Below are 8,914 nucleotides of genomic sequence, written 5' to 3'. Positions count from 1 at the left end.
TCTGAATATCGCAGATTGTGAGGAGTGGGATGATCTCCAATGGGAGCGGGCCGAGTGCAGCGGGTTTTTGGAACGCAGCGGCTTTTATGAGCAGGCGGAAAGTGAAGCGCAAGCCGTGTGAATTGTGTGAACTTTGGGAGGATTTTTATTCTCTCCCCTGGGGGGAGAGAAAAGACTTGGCTTGGCAGCTTGCTGCTTAGCAAGTCTTAGAGAGGGGGCAGCGGCAATCGCAGCCCCTTGTGCATGCCGCCTACCCCTCTCCAAGTTTCGCTAGCGTCCCTGGACAAGTCCAGGATCGGAAGCTTCACTGTCCTCTCCCTCAAGGGGAGAGGAGTTTTTTTAATCTCAGGCGGCGGATGCCCGCGCCCGGCGCCTAAGGTTAATCAAAAACTCCCGCGCCGGGCGCTTGAGGGAATCAACAAAAACTCTCCGATTGCATTCCCGTTCTGCTCGCCTAATGTGCCGGCGGTCGGCATGTAATGACCATCGGACGGGAGACCAGATTGCCAAATCATGATCGTCAACTTCCTTTGGTGGCTGACTTATATGGCGAGTTGCAACTTGCTGAACCCACACAGAAAAAGACTCTGTTATCCCATATACCGGGCCTTATGCTGGTCGGTGTAGTTTCGCTGGCCGCACTCTGGCTTAGTGAACATTATGGCCCGCCCGCCATATTGATGGGGCTGCTTCTGGGGCTCGCCCTCAGTTTCGTGAACTCTGATAAGCGCTTGTCAACGGGTCTGGATTTTTCGTCGCAAACATTACTGCGTATCGGGATCGTTTTGATCGGCATGCGGATCAGTTTCGCTGAAATTGGTAGCCTGGGCATCATTCCCTTCCTTGCGCTGATTGCCATTATGACGATCGTCATATTCACTGGCATACTGGCGGCCAGATTATTCAAACTAGATCCGCTTTTTGGTCTGTTGGCTGGTGGAGCAACGGCGATATGCGGTGCTTCTGCAGCCTTGGCGCTTTGGAGTATCATTGGCACCAAAAGGATAGATCAATCGCGCTTCACGATCGTTTTGCTCGGGACAACCATAGCCAGCGCCTTTGCCATGACCTTTTACCCAGCGATAGCGGGTTTTCTGAACCTGAGTGACAAACAGGCAGGCTTTTTAATTGGCGCCTCAATTCATGATGTGGCGCAAGCCATCGGGGGCGGCTTTTCTTATTCATCCGAAGCCGGAGAGGTCGCGACGGTGGTCAAACTTTCCCGTGTGACACTGCTGGCGCCGGTTTTGATCATTGTCTCGATGGTCCTTCAGAAAATGGCGGTGAAAGACACCGATCCGTCATCGCGGAAAATTGGCCTGCGGCAAGGCATGCCCTGGTTCATCATCGGTTTCATCATGCTCGTGGCCCTGAACAGCATGGTATCCCTGCCCTCTTCCCTGGTCAGCATCGGCAATCAGCTGGCTAGCACCTTGTTATTATTTGCCGTGGTGGCTGCAGCGATAAAATCTAATCTGGCCGGACTGATGTCACATGGTTGGCATTGCTTCGCACCGGTCATCATGACAACGGCTGTGGCGTTCCTGTTATCGATGCTGGCTATTCAATTGCTTTAAATCCAGAAATTGACATCAAATTCCAATAATTTTTGAATTTAGAATAAGAAAGTGGCAATATTTTCTGGATGAAGGGAATTTGACCACAAATTTGGCAAAGATTTTATCGCCTGATCTATTATTAGTCTATCTGACATCAGATCAGGAGCAGACATGAAGCTATTTACCGAACATCCGGAAACAGTCGGAGAAACCTATGCCGAACATCTTAGGATGGCATCAAGTTTTGGCATTCCGATGATTGCAGCAGGCTTTGCCTGTCTTTTGCACGGAATCTTCCCATTCCTGTTTGAAAAAACCGGCAGCAATCTAGTCAAAAGACTATATGACCGGATGGTCACCAACCGGGTAAAAGCGGAAAATCGTAGCGCTACCGAGCATGAACTGGAGTGGTGTATCTGACGGCCCGGGCATTTAGATGAAGTGAAAGTCAGGCGAGCTCTTGCATTATGAGCAAAATTTCTTCATAGGCCGCGCTTCTTGGCGATTCTTGCAAAAGAACCACGGGAAAACAAAGAAGGCCGGAGGGGCGTGTCAGCATGGTGCGGCGTCAGCGATCGGTAATATGAAGGAAATAGTGCATGCCACATTATGAGCATGTCTTCCTCGCGCGTCAGGATTTGAGCCAGTCTCAAGTCGATAGTCTCGCTCAGGAAGCTACAAAAATTGTTGAAGCCAATGAAGGCAAAGTCGTTTTGACGGAAACCTGGGGCCTGCGTACGCTGGCCTACAAGGTTCAGAAGAACCGCAAAGCGCATTACGTAATGCTGCGTCTTGACGCACCAACCAACGTGATTGCTGAATTGGAGCGTCAGACCCGTATCAACGAAGACGTTATTCGTTTTCTGACCATCCGCGTGGACGAGCATGAAGAAGGCCCATCAGTCATGATGCGTAAGCCTGAACGTGATACCCGCCGTGGTGGTGGTGATCGCCCCCCTCGCCGCGACCGCGACGATAGTTAAGCTAGAGAAGGAGTAAATAATATGGGACGTCCATTTTTCCGTCGCCGCAAAAGCTGCCCCTTTTCCGGTAAGAACGCACAACCAATTGACTATAAAGATGTGAAAATGCTGCAGGGATATATTTCCGAGCGTGGCAAGATCGTACCTAGTCGTATCACCGCAGTTTCTGCCAAGAAGCAGCGCGAATTGTCTAAAGCAATTAAACGCGCTCGCCATCTCGGCCTGCTGCCTTATCTCGTTAAGTAGGAGCAAGAGACATGGATATTATTTTGCTCGAACGAGTCGAAAAACTGGGTGGCATTGGCGATGTCGTAACCGTGAAAAACGGTTATGCACGCAACTTCCTGCTGCCTAACAAGAAAGCCTTGCGCGCTAACGAAGCGAACAAGAAGGTTTTCGAAGCCAATCGTGCGCAGATTGAAGCGGACAATGAATCGAAACGCAAAGATGCTGAAAAAGCGTCCGGCAATGTTGATGGCAAGCAGATCGTATTGATCCGCGCTTCTTCCGCCAGCGGCCAGCTCTATGGTTCGGTTTCCGTCCGCGACATCGTTGAAACATTGGCCGCTGATGGCGCCACTGTTGAGAAAAGCATGGTGATCCTCGAAAAACCAATCAAAACGCTTGGTGTTTTCGACGTTCGCATCCGTTTGCACCCTGAAGTTTCTGTCACGGTCGAGGTCAATGTGGCCCGTTCTGACGACGAAGCGGAACTGCAGAAAGACGGCATCGATGTAATCGCACAGATGTTTGAAGAAGAGCAGGCCGAACTGGCTGCTGCTGCTTTGGCACCTGAAAGCGAAGATGATGGTGAAGAAGGCGAAGCAACAGACACCGAAGAAGCTTCTGATGAAGCCGCTTCCGAGGAAACTGCTGAAGAAACCGAAGAAAGCACCGAAGACAAAGAATGATGTCAGCAAGTGATTGAAAAGCCCGGAGCTGGTGCGTTACATGGTAACAATCCGCCTCCGGGCTTTTTCGTTTATATGAGGGTGTGTTGAGCAACAGCTGGCAAAGTCAATTTACCGCAGATGCGCGGCTCCTGCCCCATCTGGTCGACTTACCGACCGATCAAGTGCTGCTATCGCATTTGACCGAAGAAGATTATCGCAAGGCCAGTTTTCTGGATCAGCGCATTATCAATCCGCAACTGCGACGGCAGCTGGTTCCCTGGTCAGAATTGTCGCAGATTGATGTGACAGAAGCTGCCCCTCCACAATATATTTTCCATATCGGCCATGTCGGATCGACCTTGCTCTCAAGGCTTTTGGGCGAGATTGACACGGTATTGGCGCTCAGGGAACCGCAACTGCTGCGCACGCTATGCGAGATTTCCCAGATCCGGGAAGAGCCAGACAGCCCATGGTCACCCGAAGTTTATGAGAAGCGCTTTTCCGAGGCTGCCGGCTGGCTATCGCGATCATTTCGACCAGATCAACGGGTGATGATCAAAGCCAGCAGCTTTGTCAGTGAGCTTGCTCCGCAATTATTAGCAAGTTCATCAGATGCACTGTTTTTATATGCGCCTTTAGACCGCTACATTCCGACAATTTTAGCCGGAGAAGCATCGGTGCAGGAAACGCATATGATGGCTGGTGCCCGGTTAAAAAGATTGACCTTGCATCTCGGTAAAGCACCCGCTCGACTATGGGAATTATCGCTGGCCGAGCGCGTTGCGATGAGCTGGATGTGCGAACTGGTCACGTTATTCGTAGCCCAAAAGGCAAGCACATCTGCCAAGATATTATGGATGGATTTTGAATCGTTTCTCCATGATCCTGCAGAAAGCCTCACAAGAGCCGCTGCCCATTTTAATCATGAACTGTCGGCGCACAAAGCGACTGAACTGATATCCGGCCCGATCATGTCCTCCTATTCCAAAGCGCCGGAACATGACTATAGTCCGGACCTCCGGCAAGAATTGCTGAAAGATGCAAACGAGAAACACGCGGCCGATATTCGCGCTGCCATTAACTGGACCGAGAAAGTAGCATCCGAATTTCCTCTGGTAGCCGAAGCCATGCAATGGATTGAAACGAGAAAATAATGTTCAAACAGCTCAAATTACTGGACCAAAGCCAAGTCAACGAAATCAAAAGGATCGCCAATAGCGGTCAATTTGTTGATGGCAAGATCAGCAATCCGCACTCGAAAGTGAAGAACAATCTTCAACTGCATGACCTCGATGCCTACAACAAGACATCCAAAATCCTTCATGATGCGCTGCTTTCGAACCCAGAATTTACCGACTTTGCTTTTCCGGAGAAGGTCGCACCACCACTCATCACACGCTATCAACCGGGAATGCACTATGGCCTTCACGCCGATAGTGCTGTCATTCCCTTGCCTGATGGCCCCCTCCGATCTGACCTCAGCTGCACGATATTCCTGAATAGTCCTGATGACTATAAAGGCGGTGCCCTTCGCGTTACACAGGGCGAAGCGGGGATGCGTTTCAAGGGGCTTCCAGGAACAGCGATAGTCTACCCATCTCATACACTTCATGAAGTTGAAGCCGTGTCAGAAGGCGAAAGAATGGTCGCCATCACCTTCATCCAAAGCAAAGTCCCTGACGTAATGAAACGCAACTTGTTATATGAGTTGAATGAGGTGGCGGCGCTCGAGGGCCTAAACATGAAACATGAGAATTATACTCGGATGCAGGCGCTGCAATATAATCTCATGCGTATGTGGATGGATTAGAGCAAGAACTAGTAGCCCATCAGGCTCATCACCTCTTTGCGGCTTCGTGCATCGTCTAAAAAACAACCCAGAAGCCGGCTGGTCGTCATTCCGACGCCCGGCGTGCGAACCCCGCGGGCTGTCATGCAGCTATGGCTTGCCTCGATCACCACCGCAACGCCATGGGGCTTTAAATTGTCCCAGATACATTCTGCTACTTCTGCCGTCAGCCGTTCCTGCACTTGCAAACGCCTTGCAAAGCCGTGGAGAACGCGGGCCAGCTTGGAAATACCAACAACCCGGTCGGTCGGCATATAAGCAATGCTGGCTTTACCGATAATCGGCGCCATATGGTGTTCGCAATGCGAGTGGAACGGGATATCTTTCAGCAACACCAATTCATCATAGCCGCCGACTTCTTCAAAAGTCCGTGCAAGGTGAATAGCCGGATTTTCCTTGTAGCCTTCGCAATATTCTTTCCATGCGCGCGCTACACGTTTTGGTGTATCGAGCAGACCTTCGCGCTCAGGGTCTTCACCCGACCAGCGCAACAAAGTCTTTACTGCGTCCTGCACTTCGTCAGGAACGGGGAGTTTGGCAGCTTCGCGAGCAGCGAGCGCGTCTTCGATGGTGTCAGAATAGTCGGCCAAAAGGCGGTCCTTTACACATAGGAGGAATACACAATGCCAACAATTTACGCTTCACCGCGCAGCAGTGCAAGTGCACCTATGGCCGTATCTTGGATAATGTGAGGAAAATGGCGCGCCCAGGAAGATTCGAACTCCCGACCCCTTGATTCGTAGTCAAGTACTCTATCCAGCTGAGCTATGGGCGCGCATTGAAGGCAGTCAGATAGGGGTAGATGTCCCCGCTGGCAAGCCATTTTATATGTTTTTCTATCCCCTTTTTGCAAGTGCCGCCTGTGCCGCCGCAAGCCGTGCAATCGGGACACGATAGGGCGACGCACTGACATAGTCCAAACCGGTTTCCTCGCAGAAAGCGATGGATGCCGGATCGCCCCCATGTTCACCGCAAATGCCCAGTTTAATGTCAGGCCGTGTTGCCCTGCCCCGTTCTGCCGCTAGTTCGATTAACTGGCCAACGCCTTCAATATCAAGGCTGACAAACGGATCGCGTGGGAAAATGCCTTTATCGACATATTGGGTCAGAAAACGGCCCGCATCATCGCGGGACACACCCAATGTAGTTTGCGTTAAGTCATTGGTTCCAAAGCTGAAAAACTCGCCGTGGTTCGCGATTTTTCCGGCCATCAAAGCAGCGCGTGGTAATTCGATCATCGTGCCAACGAGATATTCAATCCGGCGGCCTTTCTCGGCGAAGACTTCTTCGGCCATGCGGTCGACGGCGTCTTTCATCAATTCTAGCTCGCGCGCGGTGGCCACGAGCGGGATCATTACCTCTGGAATAGGCGCTTCGCCGCTGGCTTCTGCGATTTCACAGGCGGCTTCAAAAATTGCCCGCGCCTGCATTTCATAGATTTCAGGGTAAGTGACGCCAAGACGGCATCCGCGATGACCCAGCATCGGGTTAAACTCATGCAGCTCATTGGCGCGCTGTTTCAGCGTTTCGACGCCCACGTCGGCTGCGGCAGCCACTTCTTCAAATTCTGACTGATGATGCGGCAGGAATTCGTGCAATGGCGGATCGAGCAAGCGGATGGTCACCGGCAGGCCAACCATGACTTCGAAAATCTGACGGAAATCCTCGCGTTGTTCCGGCAAAAGCTTGGCCAGCGCTTCCCGCCTGCCCGCTTCATTGGCGGCCAGGATCATCTGACGAACGGCAGTAATCCGGGAGGTTTCAAAAAACATATGCTCGGTGCGGCACAGGCCAATGCCTTCCGCGCCGAAATCGCGCGCGACCTTACAATCCTGCGGCGTTTCCGCATTTGTACGAACACCCAGACGGCGAACCTTATCGGCCCATTCCATCAGGACACCAAAATCACCAACCAGTTCCGGCTGAATCGTTTTCACGCGCCCGGCCATAACCTGACCATTGCTTCCGTCGATGGTCAGAACATCGCCTTCTTTCAGCTCGCGATCCCCGATTTTCAATAGTTTTGTCTCATTGTTGATGCTCAGGCTGCCCGCGCCGGACACACAGGGACGACCCATGCCGCGCGCCACAACCGCAGCATGTGACGTCATACCGCCACGTGCGGTTAAAATGCCTTTGGCGGCGTGCATGCCGTGAATATCCTCTGGCGAGGTTTCCACCCGCACCAAAATCACCTCATCGCCCATTTCTGTGCGGCGTTCAGCCGTATCGGAGTCAAATACGATAATTCCGCAAGCAGCACCGGGCGACGCAGGCAAACCGGTGGTCAGCACATCGCGCTTGGCATCGGGATCTAGCGTCGGATGCAGCAATTGGTCCAATGCCATGGGATCAACCCGCGCAACCGCTTCTTCCTCGGTAATCAGGCCGTCATTCGCCATATCTACGGCAATTTTCAGCGCAGCCTTGGCCGTCCGCTTGCCGGAACGGGTTTGCAGCATCCACAGTTTTCCGCGCTCTACAGTAAACTCAATATCCTGCATGTCGCGATAATGGCGCTCTAGCAGATCAAACACATTGGTCAGCTCGCCATAGGTCTCGGCCATCGCCTCTTCCATGGAGAGCGGCTTCGCATTGGCCTCTTCACGCGCCGCTTTGGAGAGATATTGTGGGGTACGGATACCGGCCACCACATCTTCGCCCTGCGCATTGATCAGCCATTCGCCATAATAGGCGCTGTCACCAGTGGATGGGTTACGGGTAAAGGCCACACCGGTTGCCGATGTTTCGCCCATATTGCCGAACACCATCGCTTGCACGTTGACGGCGGTGCCCCATTCGGCGGGGATGTCGTTAAGCCGGCGATAGACCTTGGCCCGATCTGCCTGCCAGCTGCCGAAAACCGCGCTCACCGCACCCCAGAGTTGGTCATTCACATCCTGAGGAAATGGCTTGCCCCATTGCTCTTCAACAAGGCCCTTATATTCGGCCACGAGCGCCTTCCAATGCTGAGACTCCATCTCAGTATCGGTGAAGAAACCGTTATCTTCTTTAGCTATTTCTAGCGCTTCCTCGAAAGCATCGTGATCCAGTTCCAGCACCACGTCCGAATACATTTGAATGAAGCGGCGATAGCTGTCCCAGGCAAAACGCTCGTCTCCAGAGGTTTTAGCAAGGCCTTCCACAGTCTCATCGTTCAGGCCGAGATTAAGCACGGTATCCATCATGCCCGGCATCGACGCGCGCGCGCCAGACCGGACGGAAACGAGCAACGGATCAGCCGCGTCGCCGAATTTTTTACCGGTAATCGCTTCAATATGCGCCACGCCCTGCGCCACTTCACCGGTCAGGCTTTCGGGATAAGCCCCATTATCCTGCATGAAGCGGGTGCACATTTCGGTGGAAATCGTAAAGCCGGGAGGCACTGGCAGGCCGATATTGGCCATCTCGGCCAGATTAGCGCCCTTGCCGCCCAAAAGATTGCGGGCTTTGGTGCTGTCGGTTGGCGCGCCGTCGGCGTCTATACCACCACCGAAACGATATACATATTGAGTCATATTATGTTCTATCTCCGAAATTTATCGGCCCAAAGTTCACACACATCACAGGGTGTATTTCGCCAATCATGACGTCCTTCTGAATCATCATGCGATCTGCTTGCGCAGTTTC

9 protein-coding genes and 1 tRNA gene are annotated in these 8,914 nt (G+C 52.4%); 7 read left to right on the top strand and 3 right to left on the bottom strand.

The window, feature by feature from the left end; all coding sequences use genetic code 11:
* Positions 1-503: 503 nt before the first annotated feature.
* From ABJM21_RS17225 to ABJM21_RS17195, 7 genes are all read left to right on the top strand, one after another.
* Complete coding sequence (locus ABJM21_RS17225; RefSeq protein ID WP_348371862.1) at positions 504-1,577, top strand: putative sulfate exporter family transporter; 1,074 nt, start codon at positions 504-506, stop codon at positions 1,575-1,577.
* Positions 1,578-1,730: 153 nt separating this feature from the next.
* Positions 1,731-1,979, top strand: a complete 249-nt coding sequence (locus tag ABJM21_RS17220; protein WP_348371860.1) for a DUF6356 family protein — start codon at positions 1,731-1,733, stop codon at positions 1,977-1,979.
* Between the two features lie 179 nt (positions 1,980-2,158).
* Positions 2,159-2,542: a 30S ribosomal protein S6 gene (gene rpsF / locus ABJM21_RS17215; RefSeq protein ID WP_348371857.1), complete on the top strand. Its 384-nt coding sequence runs from the start codon at positions 2,159-2,161 to the stop codon at positions 2,540-2,542.
* Positions 2,543-2,563: 21 nt separating this feature from the next.
* Complete coding sequence (gene rpsR / locus ABJM21_RS17210) at positions 2,564-2,788, top strand: 30S ribosomal protein S18 (protein ID WP_108810187.1); 225 nt, start codon at positions 2,564-2,566, stop codon at positions 2,786-2,788.
* Positions 2,789-2,799: 11 nt separating this feature from the next.
* Positions 2,800-3,453: a 50S ribosomal protein L9 gene (gene rplI, locus ABJM21_RS17205; protein WP_348371854.1), complete on the top strand. Its 654-nt coding sequence runs from the start codon at positions 2,800-2,802 to the stop codon at positions 3,451-3,453.
* Positions 3,454-3,539: 86 nt separating this feature from the next.
* Positions 3,540-4,589, top strand: a complete 1,050-nt coding sequence (locus tag ABJM21_RS17200) for a hypothetical protein (protein ID WP_348371852.1) — start codon at positions 3,540-3,542, stop codon at positions 4,587-4,589.
* Complete coding sequence (locus tag ABJM21_RS17195; protein WP_348371849.1) at positions 4,589-5,245, top strand: Fe2+-dependent dioxygenase; 657 nt, start codon at positions 4,589-4,591, stop codon at positions 5,243-5,245. The genes ABJM21_RS17200 and ABJM21_RS17195 overlap by 1 nt, the downstream gene beginning before the upstream one ends.
* Positions 5,246-5,253: 8 nt before the next feature.
* Here the strand turns inward: ABJM21_RS17195 and folE are convergent, their stop codons facing one another.
* The 3 genes from folE to ppdK all read right to left on the bottom strand — a co-directional run bounded on the left by folE (position 5,254) and on the right by ppdK (position 8,802).
* Positions 5,254-5,874 (bottom strand): GTP cyclohydrolase I FolE, encoded by a 621-nt coding sequence (gene folE / locus ABJM21_RS17190; protein WP_348371846.1) that lies wholly within the window; start codon positions 5,872-5,874, stop codon positions 5,254-5,256.
* A 108-nt stretch (positions 5,875-5,982) separates the two neighbouring features.
* Positions 5,983-6,059 (bottom strand) — tRNA-Arg (locus ABJM21_RS17185).
* Between the two features lie 61 nt (positions 6,060-6,120).
* Entirely contained in the window at positions 6,121-8,802 is a 2,682-nt protein-coding gene (gene ppdK, locus ABJM21_RS17180; RefSeq protein WP_348371844.1) for a pyruvate, phosphate dikinase, read from the bottom strand.
* Positions 8,803-8,914 lie beyond the last annotated feature (112 nt).

Source organism: Parasphingorhabdus sp. (assembly GCF_039977335.1).
Classification (GTDB): Bacteria; Pseudomonadota; Alphaproteobacteria; order Sphingomonadales; family Sphingomonadaceae; genus Parasphingorhabdus.
Note: the sequence above shows the minus strand (reverse complement) of the source record. Positions and strands in the feature narration are given on the sequence as shown.

Coding starts and splice junctions, on each gene's coding strand:
- ppdK (WP_348371844.1), bottom strand. CDS start 8,802: ATGACTCAATATGTATATCGTTTCGGTGGTGGTATAGACGCCGACGGC.
- rpsF (WP_348371857.1), top strand. CDS start 2,159: ATGCCACATTATGAGCATGTCTTCCTCGCGCGTCAGGATTTGAGCCAG.
- ABJM21_RS17195 (WP_348371849.1), top strand. CDS start 4,589: ATGTTCAAACAGCTCAAATTACTGGACCAAAGCCAAGTCAACGAAATC.
- rplI (WP_348371854.1), top strand. CDS start 2,800: ATGGATATTATTTTGCTCGAACGAGTCGAAAAACTGGGTGGCATTGGC.
- rpsR (WP_108810187.1), top strand. CDS start 2,564: ATGGGACGTCCATTTTTCCGTCGCCGCAAAAGCTGCCCCTTTTCCGGT.
- ABJM21_RS17220 (WP_348371860.1), top strand. CDS start 1,731: ATGAAGCTATTTACCGAACATCCGGAAACAGTCGGAGAAACCTATGCC.